A 24,083-nucleotide genomic window follows, 5' to 3' on the forward strand; every position below is an offset into this window, starting at 1 on the left:
TGCACGGTCCGCGGGCCGGTCGTCAGCGCACGGCGCGCAGGTACGGGTTGGTGGCGAGCTCGGTCGCCACGTCGGTCGCGGGGCCGTGCCCGGGCAGCACGCGCGCGGCGCGCGGCAGGGCACCGACGACGTCGCGCAGCGTGGTCGCCATCGCGGCCGGGTCGCCGCCGGGCAGGTCGGTGCGCCCGACGCTCCCGGCGAACAGCACGTCGCCGCTGAGCACGACCGGCTCGGGGGCGTCGTCGCCCAGGACGTAGAGCGTCGAGCCCTCGGTGTGGCCCGGCGCGTGCCGGGCCGTGAGCCGCACGCCGCCGAGGTCGAGCACCGTGTCCGGTGAGCGGTCGCCGTCCGCCGTGCCGAACGTCTCGACGTGCGCGGGCGCGTGCCACGAGCCGAGGTCGACGCCCGCGGCGGCCAGCGCCTGCGCGAGCGGACCGGTCGGGTCGTGCCGCGGGTCGAGCACGCCCAGGCTCCCGAACGGGTCGTCGAGCCGGTACGCGTCGCCCGCGTGCAGCAGCACCGGCACGCCGAACGCGTCGGCGAGCGCCGGGGCGTCCCACGTGTGGTCGGCGTGCCCGTGCGTGACGAGCACCGCGCGCGGGTGCAGGTCACGCTCGGCGACGGCGCGGCGCACCTGCTCCCCCGCACCGGCCCCCGGGTCGACGACCACGCACGTGCCGTCGTCCGCGACGACCACCGAGCAGCGTGCCGCGAAGACCGGTGCGACGAGCGTGAGGATCTGCATGCGGCCACGCTAGACGAGGGCCGCGACGCACCGGCGCGCGCGTCGCGGCACGGGTGCACGGCGACGGCCCCGCCTTGCCTAGACTGTCGGGGTCCGGCACCAGGTCCGCCGGAGCCGGGCCGCACGGCCCGGGCCGCAGAAGGCACGGCGCACCCCGCCGGCACGACGAGTCGAGGAGAGCGGTGTCTTCGAAGCGCGAGCGCGAGAACGCGCACCGCCGGCACGAGAAGTGGCAGGCGCGTCAGGTCGAGGCGCAGCGCGCGCGGCAGCGGCGCACGCGCACGGTCGCCGTCGGCGTCGTCGGGGTGCTCGCGCTCGGCATCGGCGTCGCCGCGGTCGCGGGCCTCACGCGCGGCGGCGAGCCCGTCGAGGCCGCACCGACCGGCGCGGCCACGGCACCCGCGGCCCTGCCCGCACGGACCGGCAACGGCGGCGCCGTGCCCGACCCGGCGCTCGCCGAGGGCCGCACGTGGACCGGGACGCTGCGCACGTCCGCCGGTGAGATCGGCGTCGAGCTCGACGGCGCGGCCGCGCCGCAGGCGGTCGCGAACTTCGTGACCCTGGCGGACGAGGGCTACTTCGACGACACCCTGTGCCACCGCCTCGTCACGACCGGCATCCACGTGCTGCAGTGCGGCGACCCGACGGCGACCGGCCAGGGCGGCCCGGGCTACGCGTGGGGCCCGGTCGAGAACGCCCCGGCCGACGACGTCTACCCGGCGGGCACCATCGCCATGGCGCGCGTCAGCGGCGACGGTGCCTCGATGGGCTCCCAGTTCTTCCTCGTCTACGAGGACTCGCAGATCCCGTCCGACGCGGCGGGTGGTTACACCGTGTTCGGCCGCATCACGTCCGGTCTGGACGTCGTGCAGGCCATCGCTGACGCGGGGACCCAGGACGGCAGCGAACGTCCGGTCACCGACGTCACCATCGAGGGAGTGGAGATCCAGTGACCGAGCACCCGACGACGCCGTCCGTGGACGACGCCGAGCAGGCTCCCCCCCTCGCGGGTGACGCGCCGGCACCCGAGGCCGAGGCCGCGCCCGACGTCGTGCAGGACGCGCCCGAGGCCGTCGAGCCGGCCGCCGCTCCCGAGCCGCAGGGCGCGGCGACGTCCGACGACGCCGCGCCCGGCGACGGCGCGCCTGCCGAGAGCACGCCAGACGAGAGCACGCCCGCTGACGACACGCCCGTCGAGGGCACGGACGGCGACGCCGCGCAGGCCCCCGCCGACGTCACCGAGACGCCTGCGGGCACCGACGCACCGGACGCCGCGCAGGCACCGGAGACGGCGGCGACCGCGGCACCGGCCACCGAGGCGGAGCCCGCGGCCGAGCCGGAGGCGGCGGAGACGGCCGCCGCCAATGCGGAGGCGGCCGCCGCACCCGTCGCCTCGGGCGCCCCGCGCCCGCGTCCCCGCCCGGGCGGTCCGCGCCCCACCCCGGCCTCGCTGCGACCCGGTCCGCGCCCGGCGGGCGCCGCGGCACCAGCGACCCCCGCGGTGCCGGTGCCCACGCCCGACGAGGAGGCCGAGGCGGCGCGAGCCGCCACGTTCGGTCGCGTCGACGAGGACGGCACGGTGCACGTCGTCGAGGCCGCGGGCGAGCGCGTCGTGGGCCAGTTCCCGGGCGCGAGCGCGCCCGAGGCGCTCGCGCTGTACGTGCGGCGCTTCCTCGACCTGCAGGCCAAGGTCGCGCTGTTCGAGGCCCGGCTGTCCGCGACCGACCTCTCGGTCAAGGAGATCGACCAGACCCTCTCGCGTCTCACCGAGGAGCTCGCCGAGCCCGCTGCGGTCGGGGACCTCGACGGGCTGCGTACGCGGCTCGAGGGCCTGCGCGAGCGTGCGCGCGAGCGACGCGCCCAGGCCGAGGCCGAGCGCGCCGCGGCCCGCGAGGCCGCGATCGCCGCCCGGACGCAGATCGTCGAGCAGGCCGAGAAGATCGCCGCGACCGACCCGTCGCGCATCCAGTGGCGTCCGGCGGGCGAGCAGCTGCGCTCGCTCCTCGACCAGTGGAAGGACGCGCAGCGCTCGGGCCCGCGCATCGACCGCCCCACCGAGGAGTCCCTCTGGAAGCGGTTCAGCCACGCGCGCACGACGTTCGACCGCGAGCGGCGGCACTTCTTCGCCGAGCTCGAGTCGCGCAACGCCGACGCGAAGGCCGCCAAGGAGCAGCTCGTCGCGGAGGCCGAGGCGCTGTCCACGAGCACCGAGTGGGGTGCCACGTCGGCGGCGTACCGCGACCTCATGACGCGCTGGAAGGCCGCGGGCCGCGCCAGCCGCCAGGTCGACGACGCGCTGTGGGCCCGGTTCCGCACGGCGCAGGACGCGTTCTTCGCGGCCCGCGACGCCGCGAACCAGGCCGTTGACGAGGAGTTCCGCGCCAACCTCGAGGTCAAGGAGGCGCTGCTGGTCGAGGCCGAGGCGCTCCTGCCCGTGCGCGACCTCGCCGCAGCGAAGGCCGCGCTCCGCTCGCTCCAGGACCGCTGGGACGCGGCGGGCAAGGTCCCGCGCGCCGACCTGCAGCGCGTCGAGGGTCGCATGCGCGCCGTCGAGAACGCGATCCGCGACGCCGACTCCGCGCAGTGGCGCCGGACCAACCCCGAGACGCGTGCCCGCGCCGAGGGAGCGGCGGCACAGCTCGAGCAGGCCATCGCCGGGCTCGAGGCCGACCTCGAGAAGGCCCGCGCCGCCGGCGACCAGCGGAAGATCGCCGACGCGCAGGCCGCGCTCGACGCGCGTCGCGCGTGGCTCGAGCAGGTGCAGCGCGCCGCGGACGACGCCCGCGGCTGATCCGCCGTCCACAGGATGCCCGTCCGCTCCCCCGCCCGGGGAGGCGGGCGGGCATCCTGCGTACGTGAGCACACCCGCACCGCCCGTCGTCCCCGCCGTCCCCCGCGCGCTCCGGCAGCTGCGTCCGGGGCCGCGCCCCGGCCGCTCGGTGGTGCACCGCGCCGACGTGTCGTCGCTCGAGTGGGCCGGGCTGCTCCGTGACGGCCTGATCACCCCGGTGTGGGGCGGTGCGGCGCGCGTGGCGGCGTGCACCGAGGACCCCGCGGTGCGGGTCGCCGCGCTGGCCGCGCTCGTGCCGGAGCGCGGCGTGATCGGCCGTGCGACGGCCGTCTGGGTGCACGTCGGGGGTCCGTCCCCCGCGCGGGCGGACGTGCTGGTGCGCACGCGTGCGCGACGTCCCGACCCCCACCCGGACCGGCGCACCCACGAGGCGGAGCTGTCGGACGCGGACGTCCTGACGATCGACGGCGTGCGCGTGACCACGGTGCTGCGCACGGCGCTGGACGTCGCCCGCTGGCTGCCCCCGGCGCAGTCGCTGCCGCTGCTGCGGGCGCTGCGCGACGTGGGGCTCGACACCGGTCGCGCGGCGCGGGCCGCGGCGTCCCTGCACGGCGGCCGCGGCGTCCGCCGCGCGCGTCACGTCCTCGCGCAGGTCGCCGACGAGCGCACCACCGCCGGGGGCGGGCGTGCGCCCGGTGGCGCTCAGGCGCGGATCGCGGGCTCCTCGGCCCCGCGCGACCCGGTGATCCGGTAGACGTCGAACACGCCCTCGATGCGACGCACGGCGGACAGCACCGACGCGAGGTGCGACGGCTCGGCCATCTCGAAGACGAAGCGGGACAGCGCGACGCGGTCGCGGGACGTCGACACCGACGCCGACAGGATGTTGACGTGGTGGTCGGACAGCACGCGCGTCACGTCGGACAGCAGCCGCGAGCGGTCGAGCGCCTCGACCTGGATCTGCACGAGGAACAGCTGCGAGCTCGTGTGCGACCAGGACACCTCGACGATGCGCTCGGGCTGGTTCCGCAGCGCCTCGACGTTGAGGCAGTCGGACCGGTGGACCGAGACGCCGGCACCGCGCGTCACGAAGCCGACGATGTCGTCGCCCGGCACGGGCGTGCAGCACTTCGCGAGCTTGACCCACACGTCGCCGACGCCCTTGACGACCACGCCCGGGTCGCCGGTGCGCACGCGCCGCGCGGTCGCGCCCGGACGCGCGGTCTCGGCGATGTCCTCCTCGGCGGCGGGCTCGCCGCCGAGCGAGTGCACGAGCCGCTGCACGACCGACGCGGCCGACGCCTGCCCCTCGCCCACGGCCGCGTACAGCGCGGAGACGTCGGCGTACCGCATCTCGTGCGCGAGCGCGACGAGGGCCTCGTGCGACATGAGGCGCTGGATCGGCAGGTTCTGCTTGCGCATCGCCTTGGCGATGGCGTCCTTGCCGTGCTCGATCGCCTCCTCGCGCCGCTCCTTGGTGAACCACTGGCGGATCTTGTTGCGCGCGCGGGGGCTCTTGACGAACGCGAGCCAGTCGCGGCTGGGGCCGGCGGTCTCGGAGCGCGAAGTGAAGACCTCGACGACGTCGCCGTTCTCGAGGACCGAGTCCAGCGGCACGAGACGACCGTTGACGCGCGCACCCATGGTGCGGTGACCGACGTCGGTGTGGACGGCGTACGCGAAGTCGACCGGTGTGGCGCCGGACGGCAGCGCCTGCACGTCGCCCTTGGGCGTGAAGACGTAGACCTCGGCCCCGGCGATCTCGTCGCGCAGCAGGTCGAGGAACTCGGTGGGGTCGGCCGTCTCGCGCTGCCAGTCGACGAGCTGACGCAGCCACGTCATGTCGTTGCCCGCCGTGTCCGGCTGGCCGCTCTTGGCCGTCTCCTTGTACTTCCAGTGCGCCGCGACGCCGTACTCGGCCCGGCGGTGCATGTCGTGCGTGCGGATCTGGATCTCGACGGGCTTGCCGCCCGGCCCGATCACGGTCGTGTGCAGCGACTGGTAGAGGTTGAACTTGGGCATCGCGATGTAGTCCTTGAACCGGCCGGGGACCGGGTTCCACCGCGCGTGCAGCGCACCGAGCGCCGCGTAGCAGTCGCGCACCGTGTCGACCAGGACGCGCACGCCCACGAGGTCGTAGATGTCCGCGAAGTCGCGGCCGCGCACGATCATCTTCTGGTAGATCGAGTAGTAGTGCTTCGGGCGGCCCGTGACCGTCGCCTTGATCTTCGCGGCGCGCAGGTCCGTCCCGACCTGCTCCCGCACGGTCGCGAGGTACTCCTCGCGCGCGGGGGCCCGCTCGGCGACGAGGTGCACGATCTCGTCGTAGACCTTGGGGTACAGCGTCGCGAAAGACAGGTCCTCGAGCTCCCACTTGATCGTGTTCATGCCGAGCCGGTGCGCGAGCGGCGCGTAGATCTCGAGGGTCTCGCGGGCCTTCTTCTCGGCGGACGCCGACGACACGAACTTCCACGTCCGCGCGTTGTGCAGGCGGTCCGCAAGCTTGATGACGAGCACGCGGATGTCACGCGACATCGCGACGACCATCTTGCGCACCGTCTCGGCCTGCGCCGCGTCGCCGTACGCGACCTTGTCGAGCTTCGTGACGCCGTCGACCAGCATCGCGACCTCGGGACCGAACTCGCGGCGCAGCTGGTCGAGCGAGTAGTCGGTGTCCTCGACGGTGTCGTGCAGCAGCGCGGCGACGAGCGTCGAGGGCGTCATGCCGAGCTCGGCCAGGATCGTCGCGACCGCGACCGGGTGCGTGATGTACGGGTCGCCGCTCTTGCGCAGCTGCCCACGGTGCGCCTGCTCGGCGACGACGTAGGCCTGCTCGATGCCGGAGAGGTCGGCCTTCGGGTGGTTGGTGCGGACGGCCTGCAGCACCGGCTCGAGGGCGGGGTACGCCGGACCGGACCGGCCCGACAGCCGCGCGAGACGGGCCCGCACGCGGCTCGTCGACCCCGTCGCGGGCTCCGGCTCGCCCTGCCGCGCCGTGCCCGTGGAGGGTGTGGCCGGGGCGCCGTGCGCGCCGCGCGGCGGGGTCGCGGGCACGCCGGTCACGGACGCGGTCGTCGCGTCCGTCCCCGTGCCCGTGCTGTCCGCCATCTCGCACCCCTCCCCTGGTCCGACGAGTCTACGACCGCCCGCACCGTCGGACGGCCGTCCGGCACCCGGGGCGCCCTGCCCCGTGCGCCGGACGGGCGACGTCAGAGGGCGAGCAGCGCGTCGACGCGGTGCCCCTCGAGCTGCGCGCGCCCGGCGAGGGCCTCGAGCTCCACGAGGAAGCTCAGGCCCACGACGTCGGCGCCGCACTCCTCCAGCAGGCGCACGGTCGCCGCCGCGGTGCCCCCGGTCGCGAGCACGTCGTCGATGACGAGCACCCGCGCACCGTCCGGGATCGTGAACGGCTGCACCTCGACGGCCGCCGTCCCGTACTCGAGCGCGTACGACTGCGACGCGACGGGTCCGGGCAGCTTGCCGGCCTTGCGCACCGGCACGACGCCCGCGCCCAGCGCGGTCGCGACCGGCGCGGCGAGCAGGAAGCCGCGCGCCTCCATGCCGGCGACGAGGTCGACCGGTCCCGGCACGGCGGCCGCGAACGCGTCGACGACCGCGGCGAACGCGTCGGCGTCCGCCAGCAGCGGCATGATGTCGCGGAACTGGATGCCCGGCTCCGGGAAGTCCGGCACCGTGCGCATCAGCGCGTCGACGCGTCGTGCCAGGGCGGCCCGGGCGTCCGTCCCCTCGACCACGGCGCTCATCGCTTCTTCCGCTTGGGCTGGGACGACTGCCCGAGGTGGCCCCCGGGGCGCAGCGCGGCCGTCGCGCGCGGCGTCGCGGCGCCGACGGCGACCGGAGCGCCGTCGCCGTCCTCGGCGTGCACCGCGCCCGCGCGGGCCGCGAGGACCTTCGCCGTGTGGTCGCGCACGGGCTTCTCGCGCTCGCGCAGCGTCACCTCGAGCGGCGTCGCGAGGAAGATCGAGGAGTAGGCGCCGACGAGCATGCCCACGAACAGCGCGAGCGCGATGTCCCGCAGGGTGCCCGCCCCGAGGATGAACGCGCCGACGACGAGGATCGAGCCGACCGGCAGCAGCGCCACGACCGACGTGTTGATCGAGCGGACGAGCGTCTGGTTGACCGCGAGGTTCGCCTTCTCGGCGTACGTGAAGCGGCTCTGGTCGAGCGTGTCGGCGGTGTTCTCCCGCACCTTGTCGAACACGACGACCGTGTCGTAGATCGAGTACCCCAGGATGGTGAGGAAGCCGATCACGGTGGCGGGCGTGACCTCCCAGCCGACCGCGGCGTAGATCCCGACCGTGATGAGCAGGTCGTGGAACAGCGCGATGAGCGCGGCCGCAGCCATGCGCCAGTTGCGGAAGTACACGGTCATGACGAGCGAGACGAACACGAGGAACGCGACCAGGCCGGTGATGGCCTTCTGCGACACGTCCTTGCCCCACGACGGGCCGACGAACGCGCTCGTCACCTCGTCCTGCGTGACGTCGAACGCGGCCATGAGGCCGTTCTTGACCTGCTCGACCTCGTCGTTCGTGAGCTCGGCGGTCTGGATGCGCAACGACGAGCCGCCGACGGTCGTGACGCGCGGGCTCTCGCTCGGCGCGACCGCCTGGACCGTGTCGATCGCGAGCTGCTGGTCGGTCGTCGCGACGCCCGACACCACGAACTCCGACCCGCCGCGGAACTCGATGCCCGGGTTCAGGCCGGGCCGCACGAGCAGCACCGCGGAGATCAGCACGAGGACGGCGGAGATCACGTACCAGGTGCGTCGCCGTCCGACGATGTCGTACGAGCGGCGACCCGTGTACAGGTCGTTGCCCCACTGGGCGAATCCGGAGGCCATCAGCGGTCGCTCCCCTCGGGACGGCCGTCGGCGGGCGCGTCGGTCGTTCCGGTCGTCGGTGGGTCGTCCTGCGGCGGCGTCGCGCTCGCCTCGGCGGCGCGCGCGGCGGCGCGACGCTCGGCGATCGTCATGCCGGCCGCCCCGACCGTGACGGGCTCGCGGGTCGTGGGCGCGTCGGACGTGCCCTTCGACCGCTGACCGGGCGTCGTGACCCGGCCGCGTCCCACGTAGCGCGCGGTGTCCACGCCGAGCCGGCGCGGGTCGAGGCCCGAGGCCGGGTGCCCGTCGGCGAAGAACCGCGTGCGGGCCAGGAGCGTCATGAGCGGGTGCGTGAACAGGAACACGACGACGAGGTCGACGATCGTCGTGAGCCCGAGCGTGAACGCGAACCCGCGCACGCCGCCGACCGCCAGCAGGTAGAGCACGATCGCCGCGGTGAAGTTGACCGCGTCGGACGCGAGGATCGTGCGGCGCGCGCGCTCCCAGCCCTTGTCGACCGCGGCGCCCAGCGACCTGCCGTCGCGCAGCTCGTCGCGGATGCGTTCGAAGTACACGATGAACGAGTCAGCGGTGATGCCGATCGCGACGATGAGGCCCGCCACGCCGGGGAGCGAGAGCCGGTAGCCCTGCAGCCAGGACAGCAGCGCGATGACGCCGTAGGTGACGACGGCCGCCACGAGCAGCGACGCGACCGTCACGAGGCCGAGCGTGCGGTACTGGAAGAGCGAGTACACGACGACGAGCAGCAGGCCGAAGATGCCGGCCAGCAGGCCCTTCTGGAGCTGCTCGGACCCGAGCGTCGCGGAGATCTGCTGCTCGCTCTGCACCTCGAAGCTGACCGGCAGGGACCCGAAGTTCAGCTGGTTGGCGAGGTTCGCCGCGGTCTGCCGCGTGAACGTGCCCGAGATCTCCGCCTGGCCGTTCGGGATCACCGCGTTGACCGACGGCGCCGAGATGACGAGCGCGTCGAGCACGACCGCGAACTGGTTGAGCGGGCGCTGCTGCCCCGAGAGCCGGGTCGTGACCTCCGTGAACTTCGGCGTGCCGGTCGACGTGAACTCGAGGTTCACGACCCACTCGCCGGTCTGGACGCCGGACGAGCTGACACCGAGGCCGGACGTCGCGCTCTTGATGTCGGCCCCGGGGATCTCGACCGGGCCCAGGATGTACTTGGCCAGGCCCTCCTGCTCGCACGCCACGAACGCCTTGTCGGGGTCGCCGGGCGCACCACCCGTCCGGTTCTCCGGGAGCGTGCAGTCCAGCGCGTCGAACTCGGCCTGCACGGCGGGCGTCACGTAGTACGCGACGTCGCTCGGGCTGTCGGGCGCGGCCTTGCCCGGCTCGTCCGACGGGGCCGCGTCCGCGGCCCCGTCGGTCGCGGCGGGCTCGGGCGTCGCGACCGGGTCGGCGGCCGCGTCGGTCGCGTCGTCGGCGGGCGCCGCCGGGTCGGCCGTCGCGCCGTCGGCGGGCGCCGCGGTCGTGTCGTCAGCCGGGGGCGTCGGCTCGGCGGACGGGTCCGTGCCCGCCGCCGCGGGAGTCGGCGAGCCCTCGACGAGCACGGGACGGAACTCCATCTGCGCCGACGTGCGCACGAGGTCGAGCGTGGCCTCGCTCGGACGGCCCGGAAGCGCGACCACGATCTTGTCGCCGCCCTGGCTCGTGATCTCGGCCTCCGCCACGCCCGAGGCGTCGACGCGCTGCCGGATGACGGCGATGGCCTGGTTGATCGTGTCGGACGTCACCTGACCCGCGACCTCGGGCACGGGCTCGAGGATGACCTGCGTGCCGCCCTCGAGGTCGAGCGCGAGGTTGGGCGTCAGCGCGGCGTCGCCCCAGCGCGTGCCGGCGAGGAGCGTCGCGAAGAGCGCGACGACCACGACCGCGAGGGTGACGAGCGTGCGGACCGGCCGTTCACGGCGGCGGGGAGGAGGTGCCAACGGAGTTCTTCTCTCGTGCGCGCACCGGGCGCGGTCGCACCCGGCGGGGTCGGGGCCCGGGCGTCGTCACCCGGGCCGGAGTCACTTGCTGTCGCGGTCACCCTCGCGGGCCGACGGCGGCTCGGGCGGCAGGGAGGACAGGTCGTCCGGCACATCGACGACGGCGTCGTCGACGACCACTGCGTCGTCGTCGGCCTCGTCGTCCACGTCCTCCGCCACGACGGGCGGCTCGACCTTGCGGGCGATCGCGGCGCGCAACCAGCGGGTCCGCGTGCCCGGGGTCGACTCGAGCGTGATGACGTCGTCCTCGATCGCGGTGACCGTGCCGAACAGCCCCGAGCCCGTCATGACCTCGTCGCCGATGACCAGGTTGGCGCGGAAGTCCTGCGCCTCGCGCTGCTGCTTGCGGGAGCGGTTGGACATGAAGAGCAGCCCACCGAAGGCCACCACCAGAAGGATGACGAAGGAGTAGTCCATGAGGTCGCGTGTCCCCGCATTCGTGTCAGACGTCCGCCGCAGTCTAGGCGCCGCGGCCCGCCGCTCCAACGCGCGCGGGCGCTCGTCGGTTCCCCGACGTGCGCGGACCGCCCTCCCGTGCTGCGCCAGGTCGCCGCGACACGGCCCGCGTCAGTCGAACAGCGTGCCGCCAGGCACGGGCACCTCGAGCCCGAGGTGCTCCCACGCGGGCGCGAGCGCGACGCGACCGCGCGGCGTGCGGCCCACGAGGCCCTCGCGCACGAGGAACGGCTCGGCGACCGTCTCGACCGTCTCGGGCTCCTCGCCCACCGCGACGGCCAGCGTCGTCAGCCCGACCGGCCCGCCGCCGAACCGGCGGCACAGCGCGTCGAGCACGGCACGGTCCAGCCGGTCGAGCCCGCGCTGGTCGACCTCGTACACCTCGAGCGCCGCACGGGCCGCCGGCAGGTGCAGGTGCCCGTCGCCACGGACCTGCGCCCAGTCCCGCACGCGCCGCAGCAGCCGGTTGGCGATGCGCGGCGTGCCGCGCGAGCGCGACGCGATCTCCGCGGCGGCGTCCGCGTCGAGCGGCACGTCGAGCAGGCCCGCCGACCGGACCAGGACGCGCTCGAGCTCGTCGTCGGCGTAGAAGTCGAGGTGCCCCGTGAACCCGAAGCGGTCGCGCAGCGGCGCGGGCAGCAGACCGGCGCGGGTCGTCGCGCCGACGACCGTGAACGGCGGCAGCGACAGCGGGATCGCGCTCGCACCCGCTCCCTTGCCCACCACGACGTCGACGCGGAAGTCCTCCATCGCCACGTACAGCAGCTCCTCGGCCGGACGCGCGAGGCGGTGGATCTCGTCGATGAACAGCACCTCGCCCTCCTCGAGCGAGGACAGCACGGCCGCGAGGTCGCCCGCGTGCTGGATCGCGGGGCCGCTCGTGACGCGCAGCGACGTGCCGAGCTCGGCCGCGATGATCATCGCGAGCGTGGTCTTGCCCAGCCCCGGCGGGCCCGAGAGCAGCACGTGGTCGGGCGCGCGCCCGCGTCCGAGTGCGGCCTCGAGCACGAGCGAGAGCTGGTCGCGCACCACGCGCTGGCCGACGAACTCCTCGAGCCGCCGCGGGCGCAGCGCCGCCTCGGCCGCGCGCTCGGGCTCGTCCGCGGTCGCGCGCACGAGCGAGTCCGTCCCGCCGCCGGCGTCCGTGAGGTCCTCGGGGAGCGCGTCGAACGCGCCCACGTCACGCACGGGCGCTGCCCAGCGACCGCAGCGCGGCACGCAGCACGCCGGGGACCTCGTCCGCACCCACCGGGTCGCTCGTGCCGTCGAGCACGGCCGCGACCGCGTCCTGCGCCGCCCGCGCGGGCCACCCGAGCCCCACGAGCGCCTCGACGACCTGCTCGCGGTGGTCGGACGGCAGCGGGACGGCGCCCGCTCCCCCGGCCGGCGACGGCGCCCCGAGACGGTCCTTGAGCTCGAGCACGATGCGCTGCGCGCCCTTGCGCCCGATGCCGGGCACGCGCACGAGCGCCGCGAGGTCCTCGTCGGCGACGGCGCGCCGCAGGCCGTCGGGCGTGTGCACGGCGAGCATCGCGAGCGCGAGGCGCGGGCCCACCCCGGAGACGGTCTGCACGGTCTCGAACACGTCCCGCTCGTCGTCGTCCGCGAAGCCGAACAGCGTGAGGGAGTCCTCGCGCACGACGAGCGACGTGAACAGCCGCGCCGGCTGCCCGAGCCGCAGGCCCGCGAGCGTCGCCGGGGTGGCCTGGACGAGCATGCCGACGCCGCCCACCTCGACGACCGCGGCGTCGAGCCGCACCGCCAGCACCGTGCCGTGCACCGATGCGATCACCCTGGCGCTCCTCCCTCGTGGACCGGCCACCACTGTGCCACACGTGCGAACACGTGTACGAACGACACGCGCGCGTCAGGCGCGCCGGCGTGCCGCCTGCTCGGCGGCGGCCCACTGCCGTTGCGCCGCCGTGAGGGCACCGGGCTCGCGCTGCGGCGCGCCGAGCGTGCCCGCGGGCCGCCACAGGTGGCAGATCGCGAGCGCGAGGGCGTCGGCCGCGTCGGCCGGCCGCGGGACCTCCGCGAGCCCGAGCAGGCGCGCGACCATCGTCTGGACCTGGGCCTTGTCGGCGCGCCCCGACCCCGTGACGGCGGCCTTGACCTCGCTCGGGGTGTGCAGCGCGACGGGGATGCGACGCCGCGCGGCCGCGACCATCGCGAGGCCCGCGACCTGCGCGGTCCCCATGACCGTGCTGACGTTGTGCTGCGCGAAGACCCGCTCGACGGCGACCGTGTCGGGCGCGTGCTCCTCGAGGCACTCCTCGATGGACCGCTCGATGACGAGCAGCCGCTGGTCGACGTCGAGCGTCGGGTCGGACCGCGCGACGTCGACGTGCACGAGCCGCGCGCGCCGCCCGGGCAGCGCGTCGACGACGCCGAGGCCGCAGCGGGTCAGGCCGGGGTCCACTCCGAGCACGCGCACGGCGCCATCGTCGCAGGCCCGGGCACACCACGGGCCCCGCCACACCGTGACGGGGCCCGTGGCGGACGACTCACTCGGCGTCGAGCTCGGCCATGACCTCGTCGGACGCGTCGAAGTTGGCGTAGACGTTCTGCACGTCGTCGGAGTCCTCGAGCGCGTCGATGAGCCGCAGGATCTTGCGCGCCCCCTCGGCGTCGACCTCGATCTGCGTCGACGGCCACCACACGACGTCGGCCGAGTCGTAGTCGATGCCCGCGGCCTGCAGCGAGGACCGCACGGGCACCAGGTCGGTGGCCTCGCTCAGCACCTCGAACTGCTCGCCGAGGTCGTTGACCTCCTCGCCGCCGGCCTCGAGCACGGCCTCCATGACGGCGTCCTCGTCGGTGCCCTCCTTGGGGACGATGACGACGCCCTTGCGGCTGAAGATGTACGCCACCGAGCCCGGGTCGGCCATCTGGCCGCCGTTGCGCGTGAACGCGACCCGCACGTCGGACGCGGCGCGGTTGCGGTTGTCGGTGAGGCACTCGACGAGCACCGCGATGCCGCCGGGGCCGTAGCCCTCGTACGTGATCGACTGGTAGTCGGCGCCGCCGGCCTCGGCACCCGACCCGCGCTTGACGGCGCGGTCGATGTTGTCGTTCGGCACCGAGGACTTCTTCGCCTTCTGGATGGCGTCGAAGAGCGTGGGGTTGCCGGCGGGGTCACCGCCGCCCGTGCGGGCGGCCACCTCGATGTTCTTGATGAGCTTGGCGAAGAGCTTGCCGCGCTTCGCGTCGATGACGGCCTTCTTGTGCTTCGTGGTGGCCCACTTGGAGTGACCCGACATGCCTCGTTACCCCTTCGTCTCCGCTGGTTCCGCCCGCGTCGCGCCCCGGCGGCGCCGTCCGTGAGGGACGGGCCGCAGGACGCCGCGACGTCACAGGCTGTCGCGGACGATCTGCACGAACAGTCGGTGCACCCGCGTGTCGCCCGTCACCTCCGGGTGGAAGGACGTGACCAGCAACGGGCCCTGGCGCACCGCGACGATCCTACCGGCGGCGGGGCCGTCCTCCACGCGACCGAGGACCGTGGCGGCCGGTCCGACCTCCTCGACCCACGGCGCGCGGATGAAGACCGCGTGCACGGGGTCCGTCGCGCTGTCGGCGACGCCGTCGATCACGAGGTCGGTCTCGAACGAGTCGACCTGCCGCCCGAACGCGTTGCGGCGCACCGTGATGTCGACGCCGCCGAGCGTGCGCTGCCCGTCGATGCCGCCGATGATCCGGTCCGCGAGCAGGATCATCCCGGCGCACGACCCGTACGCCGGCATGCCCGCCGCGAGCCGCTCGCGCACGGGGCCGTCGAGCTCGAAGGCGCGCAGCAGCTTGTCGATCGTCGTGGACTCGCCGCCCGGCAGGACGAGCGCGTCGACCGCGTCGAGCTCGGACCGGCGGCGCACGCCGACCGCCGCGACGCCGAGCGAGGTCAGCGCGGCGACGTGCTCGCGGACGTCGCCCTGCAGGGCGAGGACACCGATCGTGGGGCTCGTGGGGGGCACGGCAGCCGATCCTAGGCGCCGCGCCCTGCGTGGCCGCGAGCGGGCCAGGACCCGGCCGGCCGGGCCGACGTGGACGACCTCGTCGCGCCTGGCGACGCCGTCACCGCGCGGCGGCGACGGCGCGCCCCACGACCCCGGCGCCACCCGCGCCCACGACCTCGTCGGCGAGCCGGTCGAGGCCCGTGAGCAGCAGGTCGCGCGGCGCCGCGAGCGAGACGCGCACGAGCCCCGCGGCGTGCTCGCCGAACGTCGAGCCGGGCGCGACCGCGACGCCGCGACGGGCGAGCAGCCGGCGAGCGAACGCGTCGGTGTCGGCCTCGCCCACGTCGACCATGAGGTAGAACGCGCCGTCGGGCTCGACGTGCCGCACGCCGCGGCGCCGCAGCAGCGCGCAGGCCGCGTCGCGTCGCTCGCGGTACGACGCGACGGCGTCCGCGACGGCGTCCTGCGGGCCCGTGAGGGCCGCGAGCGCGCCGACCTGGCCCGTGGTCGACGGGCACGCGACCGTCGCCTCGGCGAGGTGGCCGAGCGCGTCGACCACGTGCGGGTCGGGCACCACGACGTACCCGGCGCGCCACCCGGTCATCGCGTACGTCTTCGACAGCGAGAAGAACCCCAGCACGCGCCCGTCGGTGTCGTGCGCGAGCGGGCTCGCGTGGGGTGCGTCGAACGTGATGGCCTCGTAGCACTCGTCCGAGAGCAGCCACAGGTCGTGGCGGCGCGCGACGTCCACGAGCGCGGCGACCACGGCGTCGGGGTAGACCGCGCCGGTCGGGTTGTTGGGCGAGCACACGACGATCGCACGCGTGCGCGGCGTGACGCACGCCTCGACCTCGTCCGGGTCGGGCACGAAGCCCGCGGCGGCGTGCGTCGGGTACCGCCGCGCGACCGCCGACGCCGCGACCGCCGCCATCTCCCAGTTGGGGAAGCCGGGGTCGGGGAAGAGGATCTCGTCGCCCGGTGCGAGGAGCGTCGCCATCGCCATGGCGAGCCCGTGCATCGCGCCGTGCGTGACGACGACCTCGTCGGCCGTCGTGACCCGGCCGTGCGTGCGGGTCACGCGGTCGGCGGCCGCCGCACGCAGCGCGTCGAGGCCGAGGCTCGAGGTGTAGCCGGTCCGCCCGTCGCGGGCCGCCGCGGCGACGGCGTCGACGACGTGCGCGGGCGGTGCGACGTCCGGCTCGCCGATCTCGAGGTGGATCGCGTCCGGGTCGCGCAGCGCGAGCTCCATGAGCGTGCGGATCCCCGAGCGGGGGATGCGGGTGACGGGCGAGGCGGCGGCGGGGCGGGGCATGGCGGGACGCTAGCGCCGTCGCGTGACGGCGACGTTACCGACCGGTACGCGCAGGGGTCCGCGCGGCTCGGGCGCGGCTCACTCGCGCGCGAGCCCCAGGTGCCGCGTCGTGCCGTCCCACACCAGGACGTCCCGCACCAGGTCGGCGAGGCCCGTCGGGAACACCTCGATCGTGACCTGCGCGAGCGCGTCGAGGTCCCACCAGCGCAGCTCGTCGATCACGTCGAGCTCGACGTCGGTCCAGCCGTCGCGGCTGAGCGCCAGGTCCGCGCTGCTCACGCGCGCGAGGAACAGCACCTCGTGCTGCCGGCACGTGCGGGCGGCGAAGTCGAACACGGCCGAGCGCGTGTAGACCGGGCCGACGAGGTCGTCGACGTCGACCACGATGCCGGTCTCCTCGCGGACCTCGCGCACCGCGGCCGCGCGCTCGTCCTCCCCCGCGTCGATGCCGCCGCCGACCGTGAACCACCACGAGCGGTCGGGCAGGTCGACGTCGTGCCCGCGCACGAGGAGCACGCGGTCGTGCTCGTCGAGCAGGATCACGCGCGCGGCGGAGCGCTCCAGCAGGCCGTCCGGCCCCGGGACCCACTCGGACCCGAAGGCGCCCCCGGGACCGCCTCCGTCCGCACCGGCGGCGGGGACGGTCCCGGTGGGCCGCTGCTCGTCCGTGGTCACCAGCCCCGCTCGGCCAGGCGGTGCGGCACCGGCACGTCGTCGACGTTGATGCCGACCATCGCCTCGCCGAGGCCGCGCGACGTCTGCGCGACCACGTCGGGGTCGTCGTAGAACGTCGTGGCCTTGACGATGGCCGCCGCGCGCTGCGCCGGGTTGCCGGACTTGAAGATGCCAGAGCCGACGAACACGCCCTCGGCGCCCAGCTGCATCATCATCGCGGCGTCGGCCGGGGTCGCGATCCCGCCCGCCGTGAACAGCACGACGGGCAGCTTGCCGGTGGTCGCGACCTCCTTGACGAGGTCGTACGGCGCCTGCAGCTCCTTCGCGGCGAGGAACAGCTCGTCCTCGGGCAGCGACGTCAGGCGGCGGATCTCGTCGCGCAGCGTGCGCATGTGCGTCGTCGCGTTCGACACGTCGCCCGTGCCGGCCTCGCCCTTCGAGCGGATCATCGCCGCGCCCTCGGTGATGCGGCGCAGCGCCTCGCCCAGGTTGGTCGCACCGCACACGAACGGCACCGTGAACGCCCACTTGTCGATGTGGTGCGCGTAGTCGGCGGGCGTGAGCACCTCCGACTCGTCGACGTAGTCGACGCCGAGCGACTGCAGCACCTGCGCCTCGACGAAGTGCCCGATGCGGGCCTTGGCCATCACGGGGATCGACACCGTCGAGATGATCCCGTCGATGAGGTCGGGGTCGCTCATGCGCGCGACCCCGCCCTGCGCGCGGATGTCGGCCGGCACGCGCTCGAGCGCCATGACCGCGACGGCCCCGGCGTCCTCGGCGATCTTCGCCTGCTCGGGCGTGACGACGTCCATGATGACGCCGCCCTTGAGCATCTCGGCCATGCCGCGCTTGACGCGGGCGGTGCCGACCTCGCCCGCGGCCGCGGGCTGGGAGTTCTCGGTCACGTCAGACCTCTTCGATCCGTGGGTTCGGGACGCGCGGCGCCCCGGCGGAACCCGGGGACGGGCGTGACACCGGCCGCCGTGGTCGGGGCGCGCCCATCCTAGGTCGCGGCCCGCGCGCGGCCGCCGGGTGACCGGCACGCGGACGCCGGCCGACCGGCGGGTGCGTCGTCCGGTGCGTCAGCCCGCGGTCCCGGGGCGCGGCTGACGCGCCGACGCGGCCTCGCCGGGCAGCGGCAGGCCGCGCGGCCACGCGTCGTCGAGCTCGAGCGTGCGCGGCTCGGGCGCGTGCCCCGCGAGCCGCAGCAGCCGCACGAGCGCGCCGCGGCGCACGCGCTGCGTCTGCGCGACGGCCTCGTTGTGGAAGCGGCGCGCGAGCTGCACGCGGTACCAGGCCGCCGCGAGCTCGCCGAGCAGCCGCTCCCCCACGGGGTCGGCCGTGAGCGCGGCGACCTCCTCGGGCTCGTCGAGCACCTCGTCGAGCGTCGCGCTGAGCTCGCTCTCGACCTGCCCGCGGTCGAGGCCCCGCGCGGCCGCCGACGTGCCGAGGAACGCGCGCAGGTCCGGCGGGAGCAGACCCGAGGACGGCACGTCGCCGCCGGCCCCGCCGGCCGTGAGCGCGGCCCACGCGGCCTCGCCCACGAGCACCGAGCTGGCGGGGTCGAGCTGCCCGCTCGTCGCGAGCTCGGCCGCCACGCCGGCGCGGCGCACGAGCTGCGCCTCGACGACCGCACGCGACGCGCCGACCTTGCGGTGCAGCCGGTCCAGCCGCGAGGCCTGCACCCACACGAGCCACGCGAGCAGCAGCACGACGCCCGCGACGACGAGCACGACCGTGCCGTCGGCCCACATCTCGGCCGTCACAACGACCTCCCCCTGCGCAGCTCGAGCAGGCGCGCGCCGCGCAGCGACGAGGGGTCCTCGCCGACGGGGGCGTCACGCCCGGCGACGGCCATCTCGTACACCGCGAGCACCTGGTCGGTCACGGCCGACCAGTCGTACCGGCGCACGACCTGCGACGCGCGCGCGGTCACCCGGGCGCGCAGCTCGGGGTCGCCGAGCACGCGGACCAGCGTCGCGCCGAGGTCGGCCGGGTCACCGGTGCGGAACAGCACGCCCGCCTCGCCGCCGTCGAGCACGCGCGAGAACGCGCCGAGGTCGCTCGCGACGACCGCGCTGCCGGCGCTCATCGCCTCGACCAGCACGATGCCGAAGCTCTCGCCGCCGGTCTGCGGCGCGACGTACGCGTCGACCGACGCGAGCAGGCGCGCCTTGTCCTGCTCGCTCACGCCGCCGAGCAGCTCGACCGCGCCCGCCCGGTCGCCGAGCGCCTCGCGCGCCTGCTCGGCGCCGGTGTCGCCGCGGCCCGCGACGAGCAGCCGCGCGCCCGGGTAGGCGTCGAGGACGGCGGGCATGGCCCTCAGCAGCACCGCGAGGCCCTTGCGCGGCTCGTCGAGCCGGCCGAGGAACGCGAGCGTGGGGGCGTCGGGCGTGCCGGTCCAGCGGGGGTCGGTGCCGACGCCCTCGAACGCGTCGACCTGGACGCCGTTGGGGATGACGACCGCGTCGCCGCCGAGGTGCTCGACGAGCGTGCGCCGGGCGTCCTCGGAGACGGCGATGCGCAGCGAGATCTTCTCGAGCGACTGCCGGACGAGCGGGTACGCGACCTGCAGCGAGCGCGAACGCGTGATGGACGTGTGGAACGTGGCGACGACCGGGCCGTCCGCGATCCAGAGCGCGAGCATGCCCAGGCTGGGCGTCACGGGCTCGTGCAGGTGCAGCACGTCGAAGCGGCCGGCGGCGAGCCAGCGGCGCACGCGACCGGCGGTCACGGGCCCGAACGTGAGGCGCGCGACCGACCCGTTGTAGTGGACCGGCACGGCACGGCCCGCGGGGACCAGGTACGGCGGGACGGGCGTGTCCTCGGCCGCGGGCGCGAGCACGGACACGTCGTGCCCGCGCTGCAGGAGCGACTCCGCGAGGTCGCGCACGTGGAACTGCACGCCCCCGGGCACGTCGAACGAGTACGGGCAGACGATCCCGACGCGCAGCGGTCGTTCGCTCATGACGCACCCTCCTCGCCACCGGCGACGAGGTCCGGCGTCGCGGCGGCGCGCCGGGCGGCGTCGCGCGCCGGGTCGAGGTCCTCGACGAACACGCGCTGCAGCATGTGCCAGTCCTGCGGTCGCGCGTGGATGGCTGCCGCGAGGGCGTCGACCCAGCCCTGCGTGACGGCCTGGAGCTGCTGCGCACGCGGCAGCTCCGCGGGGACCTCGACGCGCGGCAGGAACGTGATGACGATGCCCCACGGCGTGCCGGCCGCGCGGCGACGGGCGCCGTGCAGCCGCTCGTACGTGATGGCGGCGGGCACGAGGGGCGCGCCGGTCGAGACCGTCAGCGCGGCGGGTCCGGCGGCGACGCGGGCGCGGCGGCCGAACAGGTCGACCTCGACGCCCTTGGCCGTGAGGTCGCGGTCGGCCAGCAGCGGCAGGATCCCCGGACCGCCCCGGGCGACGCGCACGAGCTGGCGGAACACGTCACCACCGCCCGTGAGCGGGATGATCGTCAGGCCGATGGACTCGCGGAAGGCGAGGAACTCCTGGAAGAGCTCCTCGGGCTCGAGCCGCTCGGCGACGGTCGTCACGTGGCCGAGGTGGGTGGTCGCCCAGGCGCCGGCGAGGTCCCAGTTGCCCATGTGGCCGAGCGCGAGGACGACCTCGTGCCCGTCGGCGAGCAGCGCGCGCACGGGGGCGTCGCCGGTCGTGCGCACGCGGGCGGCGATGCGGTCGGGGCTGCTGCCGCGCAGCGTGAGCGTCTCGCCGAAGTAGCGCATGTACGAGCGCATGCCGGCGCGCGACAGCCGTCGCAGCGCCGCGGGATCGAGCTCGGGGCGCACGCGCGCGAGGTTCGCCTCGAGGCGGCGCACGCCGGACCCGCGGCGCCACCACGCGACGTCGGCCCCGAGCGTGGTCAGCGCGCGCACGACGGGGCCCGGGACGCGGTGACCGACGCGCCAGGCCAGGTGGTAGGCGCGCGCGACGTCGAACCTCACGAGGCCGCCTCCCGGACCTGGCGGCGCACGGCGGCCATGCGCTGGACGACGGTGACGGCGGACGCGAGCGCGAGCAGCGCGAGCACCACGGTCATGACGACGACCGGCAGGCCGAGGCCGACGAGGAACGCGGCCAGCAGCACGGCGAAGAGCCGGTCGGCGCGCTCCGCGATGCCGCCCGAGGCGGTCATGCCGAGACCCTCGGCGCGGGCGCGCGCGTAGGGCACGATCGAGCCGAGCACGAGGCACGCGAGCGCCAGCACTGCCGTGGGTCGGTGGTCGCCCGCGCCGGTGTACCAGAGCACGAGGCCCGCGAAGATCGCGCCGTCGCCGAACCGGTCGAGCGTCGAGTCGAGGAACGCGCCCCAGGGGCCGCTGCGGCCCGCGCGGCGCGCCATGACGCCGTCGATCGAGTCGGTGAGCGTGAACAGCGCGATGAGCAGGGCACCGAGCAGCAGGTGCCCGGTGGGGAACGCCCACAGCGCGGTGGCGACCACGACGAGCGTGCCGGTGATCGTCACGGCGTCGGGCGAGACGCCGGCGCGCAGCAGCACGTCGGCGAGCGGGGTCCACAGGCGCGTCATGAGCCCGCGCAGGCGGCTGAGCACGCGTCAGACCTCCGGGGTGGCCGGCCAGGCGGCCGCGAGCGCGGCGCGCGTGTCGCCGAGCAGCGCGGGCAGCGCGCGCGTGCGGGCGACGACGGGCAGGAAGTTCGCGTCGCCACCCCAGCGGGGCACGACGTGCTGGTGCAGGTGCGCCTGGATGCCGGCGCCGGCGACCTGCCCCTGGTTCATGCCGAGGTTGAACCCCTGGGGCGCCATGACGTCGCGCACGACCCGCATGGCGGTGCGGGTGAGCGCGGCGACCTCGGCGACCTCGGCCTCGGTGAGGTCCGTGTAGTCGGCGACGTGCCGGTACGGGCACACCAGCAGGTGCCCCGAGTTGTACGGGTAGAGGTTCATGACGACGTACGCGACCGCGCCGCGGTGCACGACGAGCCCCTGCTCGTCGTGCAGCGCCGGGATGCGGCAGAACGGGCAGCCGTCGCCGGGCGCGTCGTCGGCGGGCTTGTCCTGCCCGCCGATGTACACCATGCGGTGCGGCGTCCAGAGCCGGTCGAGCCCGTCCGGGTCGCCCGCGAAGGCGCCGGCGGGCTCGACCTCGACCTCGTCGGAGGAGGTCACGGCTCAGACCTGCACGCGGTCGCGCACGGCCGTGACGATCCGCTCGATCGCCTCGTCGACCGGCACGCCGTTGTCCTGGCGGCCGTCGCGGTAGCGGAACGACACCGCACCGGCCTCGGCGTCCTCGCCGCCCGCGATGAGCACGAACGGGATCTTCTGCGTCGAGGCGTTGCGGATCTTCTTGCCGAACCGGTCGTCCGAACGGTCGACCTCGGCGCGCACGCCCTGCGCCCGCAGGCGCGACACGACCTCGTCGAGGTACGGCTCGAACGGCTCGGCGACGGGCACGGCCAGCACCTGCACGGGCGCGAGCCACGCCGGGAATGCGCCTGCGTAGTGCTCGGTGAGGACCGCGAAGAACCGCTCGATCGAGCCGAACAGCGCGCGGTGGATCATCACGGGCCGCTGCCGGCTGCCGTCGGGCGCGGTGTACTCGAGCTCGAACCGCTCGGGCAGGTTGAAGTCGAGCTGGATGGTCGACATCTGCCACGTGCGGCCGATCGCGTCCTTGGCCTGGACGGAGATCTTGGGGCCGTAGAACGCGGCGCCGCCCGGGTCGGGCACGAGGTCGAGGCCCGAGGCCTCGGCGACCGCACGCAGCGTCTCGGTGGCCTCCTCCCACACCTCGTCCGAGCCGACCGACTTCTCGGGGTTGCGGGTGGACAGCTCGAGGTAGAAGTCGTCGAGCCCGTAGTCCTTGAGCAGCTCGAGCACGAAGGTGAGCAGGCTCGTGAGCTCGTCGCGCATCTGCTCGCGGGTGCAGTAGATGTGCGCGTCGTCCTGCGTGAAGCCGCGTCCGCGGGTCATGCCGTGCACGACGCCCGACTTCTCGTACCGGTAGACGGTGCCGAACTCGAACAGCCGCAGCGGCAGCTCGCGGTACGACCGCCCGCGCGACTTGAAGATGAGGTTGTGCATGGGGCAGTTCATGGGCTTGAGGTAGTAGTTCTGCCCCGCGCGCCGCACGTTGCCGTCGGCGTCGCGCTCCTCGTCGAGCTGCATCGGCGGGTACATGCCGTCGGCGTACCAGTCGAGGTGGCCCGAGATCTGGAAGAGCTGCTCCTTGGTGATGTGCGGCGTGTTGACGAACGAGTAGCCGGACTCCACGTGGCGCCTGCGGGAGTAGTGCTCCATCTCCATGCGGATGATGCCGCCCTTGGGGTGGAACACCGACAGGCCGGAGCCGATCTCCTCGGGGAACGAGAACAGGTCGAGCTCGTTGCCCAGGCGGCGGTGGTCGCGGCGCTCGGCCTCGGCGAGGCGCTCGAGGTGGGCCTTGAGCTCGTCCTTGGTGGGCCACGCGGTGCCGTACACGCGCTGCAGCTGCGGGTTCTTCTCGGACCCGCGCCAGTACGCCGCGGCGGACCGGGTGAGCTGGAAGCCGTTGCCGATGAGGCGCGTGCTGGGCAGGTGCGGCCCGCGGCACAGGTCCTGCCACACGACGGTCTCGGACTCGCGGCCCGCACCCCGCACGTTCTGGTAGATCGACAGGCCGCCGAGACCGACCTCGACCGACGCGCCGTCGGCCGCGTCGCCGGCCTCGCCCTTGAGCCCGATGAGCTCGAGCTTGTACGGCTCGGCCGCGAGCTCCTCGCGCGCCTGGGCCTCGGTCACGTCCCAGCGTCGGAAGGTCTGCCCCTCCTTGACGATCCGGTTCATGACCTTCTCGATCGCCTTGAGGTCCTCGGGCGTGAACGGGGTCTCGACGTCGAAGTCGTAGTAGAACCCGTCGGTGATGGGCGGGCCGATGCCCAGGCGCGCCTGCGGGTTGACCTCCTGCACCGCCTGCGCGAGCACGTGCGCCGCCGAGTGCCGCAGCACCGACAGCCCGTCGGGCGAGTCGACGGTGACGGCCTCGACGACCGCGCCGGCGGGCAGCGGCAGCGCGAGGTCCGTGAGCTCGCCGTCGACGCGCACGACGACGACGTCGCGGCGGTCGCCGAACAGGTCCGTGCCCGTCGTGCCCTGCGCGACCGGGGTCTCGACGCCGTCGACGGTCAGGGTGATCTGCTCGGGCACGATCAGGGCTCCTCGGGTGCACGCCCGCCGCGTCACGGCACGTCGGCGCTCGCCGACCAGGGCGTGGTCGATGCTACCGACCGCGGCGCCCGACCACCGACGCGGTGCGCCGCGACCGACAAGGTCAGGC

At 74.9% G+C, this 24,083-nt stretch carries 23 protein-coding genes; 3 read left to right on the top strand and 20 right to left on the bottom strand.

Going from position 1 to position 24,083, the window contains the following annotated elements; all coding sequences use genetic code 11:
- Window positions 1-22: 22 nt before the first annotated feature.
- Window positions 23-745 (bottom strand): MBL fold metallo-hydrolase, encoded by a 723-nt coding sequence (locus tag E4A51_RS16100; protein ID WP_070318789.1) that lies wholly within the window; start codon window positions 743-745, stop codon window positions 23-25.
- A 182-nt stretch (window positions 746-927) separates the two neighbouring features.
- On the opposite strand from E4A51_RS16100, the gene E4A51_RS16105 reads away from it, so the two are divergent.
- From E4A51_RS16105 to E4A51_RS16115, 3 genes are all read left to right on the top strand, one after another.
- Window positions 928-1,698 carry a peptidylprolyl isomerase gene (locus tag E4A51_RS16105; protein ID WP_046528338.1) on the top strand — a complete coding sequence of 257 codons (771 nt, stop codon included), beginning with the start codon at window positions 928-930 and terminating at the stop codon, window positions 1,696-1,698.
- Complete coding sequence (locus E4A51_RS16110; protein ID WP_134852361.1) at window positions 1,695-3,536, top strand: DUF349 domain-containing protein; 1,842 nt, start codon at window positions 1,695-1,697, stop codon at window positions 3,534-3,536. Before E4A51_RS16105 ends, E4A51_RS16110 begins: the two co-directional genes overlap by 4 nt.
- Window positions 3,537-3,600: 64 nt before the next feature.
- The gene (locus E4A51_RS16115; protein WP_134852362.1) at window positions 3,601-4,290 is read left to right on the top strand and encodes a hypothetical protein; all 690 of its coding nucleotides are present in this window, start codon (window positions 3,601-3,603) and stop codon (window positions 4,288-4,290) included.
- On the opposite strand, the gene E4A51_RS16120 is transcribed toward E4A51_RS16115, so the two are convergent.
- From E4A51_RS16120 to thrS, 19 genes are all read right to left on the bottom strand, one after another.
- Complete coding sequence (locus tag E4A51_RS16120; RefSeq protein ID WP_206120077.1) at window positions 4,239-6,644, bottom strand: bifunctional (p)ppGpp synthetase/guanosine-3',5'-bis(diphosphate) 3'-pyrophosphohydrolase; 2,406 nt, start codon at window positions 6,642-6,644, stop codon at window positions 4,239-4,241. The genes E4A51_RS16115 and E4A51_RS16120 overlap by 52 nt on opposite strands.
- 101 nt (window positions 6,645-6,745) lie before the next feature.
- Window positions 6,746-7,300: an adenine phosphoribosyltransferase gene (locus tag E4A51_RS16125; protein ID WP_134852363.1), complete on the bottom strand. Its 555-nt coding sequence runs from the start codon at window positions 7,298-7,300 to the stop codon at window positions 6,746-6,748.
- Window positions 7,297-8,400: a protein translocase subunit SecF gene (gene secF, locus E4A51_RS16130; RefSeq protein ID WP_134852364.1), complete on the bottom strand. Its 1,104-nt coding sequence runs from the start codon at window positions 8,398-8,400 to the stop codon at window positions 7,297-7,299. Before secF ends, E4A51_RS16125 begins: the two co-directional genes overlap by 4 nt.
- Complete coding sequence (gene secD, locus E4A51_RS16135; protein ID WP_240696518.1) at window positions 8,400-10,277, bottom strand: protein translocase subunit SecD; 1,878 nt, start codon at window positions 10,275-10,277, stop codon at window positions 8,400-8,402. The genes secF and secD overlap by 1 nt, the downstream gene beginning before the upstream one ends.
- 141 nt (window positions 10,278-10,418) lie before the next feature.
- Entirely contained in the window at window positions 10,419-10,814 is a 396-nt protein-coding gene (gene yajC / locus E4A51_RS16140) for a preprotein translocase subunit YajC (RefSeq protein WP_134852366.1), read from the bottom strand.
- A 150-nt stretch (window positions 10,815-10,964) separates the two neighbouring features.
- Window positions 10,965-12,032 carry a Holliday junction branch migration DNA helicase RuvB gene (gene ruvB / locus E4A51_RS16145; protein ID WP_134852436.1) on the bottom strand — a complete coding sequence of 356 codons (1,068 nt, stop codon included), beginning with the start codon at window positions 12,030-12,032 and terminating at the stop codon, window positions 10,965-10,967.
- Between the two features lies 1 nt (window position 12,033).
- Window positions 12,034-12,645: a Holliday junction branch migration protein RuvA gene (gene ruvA / locus E4A51_RS16150; RefSeq protein ID WP_046528331.1), complete on the bottom strand. Its 612-nt coding sequence runs from the start codon at window positions 12,643-12,645 to the stop codon at window positions 12,034-12,036.
- Between the two features lie 75 nt (window positions 12,646-12,720).
- The gene (gene ruvC / locus E4A51_RS16155) at window positions 12,721-13,287 is read right to left on the bottom strand and encodes a crossover junction endodeoxyribonuclease RuvC (RefSeq protein WP_046528330.1); all 567 of its coding nucleotides are present in this window, start codon (window positions 13,285-13,287) and stop codon (window positions 12,721-12,723) included.
- Window positions 13,288-13,357: 70 nt separating this feature from the next.
- A complete protein-coding gene (locus tag E4A51_RS16160) occupies window positions 13,358-14,113 on the bottom strand; it encodes a YebC/PmpR family DNA-binding transcriptional regulator (protein ID WP_046528329.1) in 756 nt (251 codons plus the stop codon).
- Window positions 14,114-14,203: 90 nt separating this feature from the next.
- Window positions 14,204-14,824, bottom strand: a complete 621-nt coding sequence (pdxT, locus tag E4A51_RS16165; RefSeq protein ID WP_046530515.1) for a pyridoxal 5'-phosphate synthase glutaminase subunit PdxT — start codon at window positions 14,822-14,824, stop codon at window positions 14,204-14,206.
- A gap of 100 nt (window positions 14,825-14,924) precedes the next feature.
- Window positions 14,925-16,118, bottom strand: a complete 1,194-nt coding sequence (locus E4A51_RS16170; protein WP_134852367.1) for a pyridoxal phosphate-dependent aminotransferase — start codon at window positions 16,116-16,118, stop codon at window positions 14,925-14,927.
- A gap of 78 nt (window positions 16,119-16,196) precedes the next feature.
- On the bottom strand, window positions 16,197-16,793 hold the full coding sequence (locus E4A51_RS16175) for an NUDIX hydrolase (RefSeq protein ID WP_070319116.1): 597 nt from the start codon (window positions 16,791-16,793) through the stop codon (window positions 16,197-16,199).
- Window positions 16,790-17,701, bottom strand: a complete 912-nt coding sequence (gene pdxS / locus E4A51_RS16180; protein ID WP_046528326.1) for a pyridoxal 5'-phosphate synthase lyase subunit PdxS — start codon at window positions 17,699-17,701, stop codon at window positions 16,790-16,792. Before pdxS ends, E4A51_RS16175 begins: the two co-directional genes overlap by 4 nt.
- A 177-nt stretch (window positions 17,702-17,878) precedes the next feature.
- Window positions 17,879-18,550, bottom strand: coding sequence for a hypothetical protein (locus E4A51_RS16185; RefSeq protein WP_070319128.1), 672 nt, complete (start codon window positions 18,548-18,550; stop codon window positions 17,879-17,881).
- Between the two features lie 8 nt (window positions 18,551-18,558).
- Entirely contained in the window at window positions 18,559-19,749 is a 1,191-nt protein-coding gene (locus tag E4A51_RS16190; protein WP_134852437.1) for a glycosyltransferase family 4 protein, read from the bottom strand.
- A gap of 11 nt (window positions 19,750-19,760) precedes the next feature.
- On the bottom strand, window positions 19,761-20,750 hold the full coding sequence (locus tag E4A51_RS16195; RefSeq protein WP_134852368.1) for a phosphatidylinositol mannoside acyltransferase: 990 nt from the start codon (window positions 20,748-20,750) through the stop codon (window positions 19,761-19,763).
- On the bottom strand, window positions 20,747-21,358 hold the full coding sequence (pgsA, locus tag E4A51_RS16200) for a phosphatidylinositol phosphate synthase (RefSeq protein WP_046528323.1): 612 nt from the start codon (window positions 21,356-21,358) through the stop codon (window positions 20,747-20,749). The genes E4A51_RS16195 and pgsA overlap by 4 nt, the downstream gene beginning before the upstream one ends.
- 3 nt (window positions 21,359-21,361) lie before the next feature.
- Window positions 21,362-21,934: an HIT domain-containing protein gene (locus E4A51_RS16205; protein ID WP_134852369.1), complete on the bottom strand. Its 573-nt coding sequence runs from the start codon at window positions 21,932-21,934 to the stop codon at window positions 21,362-21,364.
- A 3-nt stretch (window positions 21,935-21,937) separates the two neighbouring features.
- Window positions 21,938-23,953: a threonine--tRNA ligase gene (gene thrS, locus E4A51_RS16210; RefSeq protein ID WP_134852370.1), complete on the bottom strand. Its 2,016-nt coding sequence runs from the start codon at window positions 23,951-23,953 to the stop codon at window positions 21,938-21,940.
- Window positions 23,954-24,083 lie beyond the last annotated feature (130 nt).

This window comes from Cellulomonas sp. HD19AZ1, assembly GCF_004535805.1.
Taxonomy (GTDB): domain Bacteria; phylum Actinomycetota; class Actinomycetes; order Actinomycetales; family Cellulomonadaceae; genus Cellulomonas; species Cellulomonas iranensis.

What these genes read in the sequence shown, in the direction of transcription:
- E4A51_RS16100 (WP_070318789.1), bottom strand. Translation starts at nt 745, where the DNA reads ATGCAGATCCTCACGCTCGTCGCACCGGTCTTCGCGGCACGCTGCTCG.
- E4A51_RS16120 (WP_206120077.1), bottom strand. Translation starts at nt 6,644, where the DNA reads ATGGCGGACAGCACGGGCACGGGGACGGACGCGACGACCGCGTCCGTG.
- E4A51_RS16125 (WP_134852363.1), bottom strand. Translation starts at nt 7,300, where the DNA reads ATGAGCGCCGTGGTCGAGGGGACGGACGCCCGGGCCGCCCTGGCACGA.
- secF (WP_134852364.1), bottom strand. Translation starts at nt 8,400, where the DNA reads ATGGCCTCCGGATTCGCCCAGTGGGGCAACGACCTGTACACGGGTCGC.
- yajC (WP_134852366.1), bottom strand. Translation starts at nt 10,814, where the DNA reads ATGGACTACTCCTTCGTCATCCTTCTGGTGGTGGCCTTCGGTGGGCTG.
- E4A51_RS16160 (WP_046528329.1), bottom strand. Translation starts at nt 14,113, where the DNA reads ATGTCGGGTCACTCCAAGTGGGCCACCACGAAGCACAAGAAGGCCGTC.
- E4A51_RS16170 (WP_134852367.1), bottom strand. Translation starts at nt 16,118, where the DNA reads ATGCCCCGCCCCGCCGCCGCCTCGCCCGTCACCCGCATCCCCCGCTCG.
- E4A51_RS16185 (WP_070319128.1), bottom strand. Translation starts at nt 18,550, where the DNA reads ATGTGGGCCGACGGCACGGTCGTGCTCGTCGTCGCGGGCGTCGTGCTG.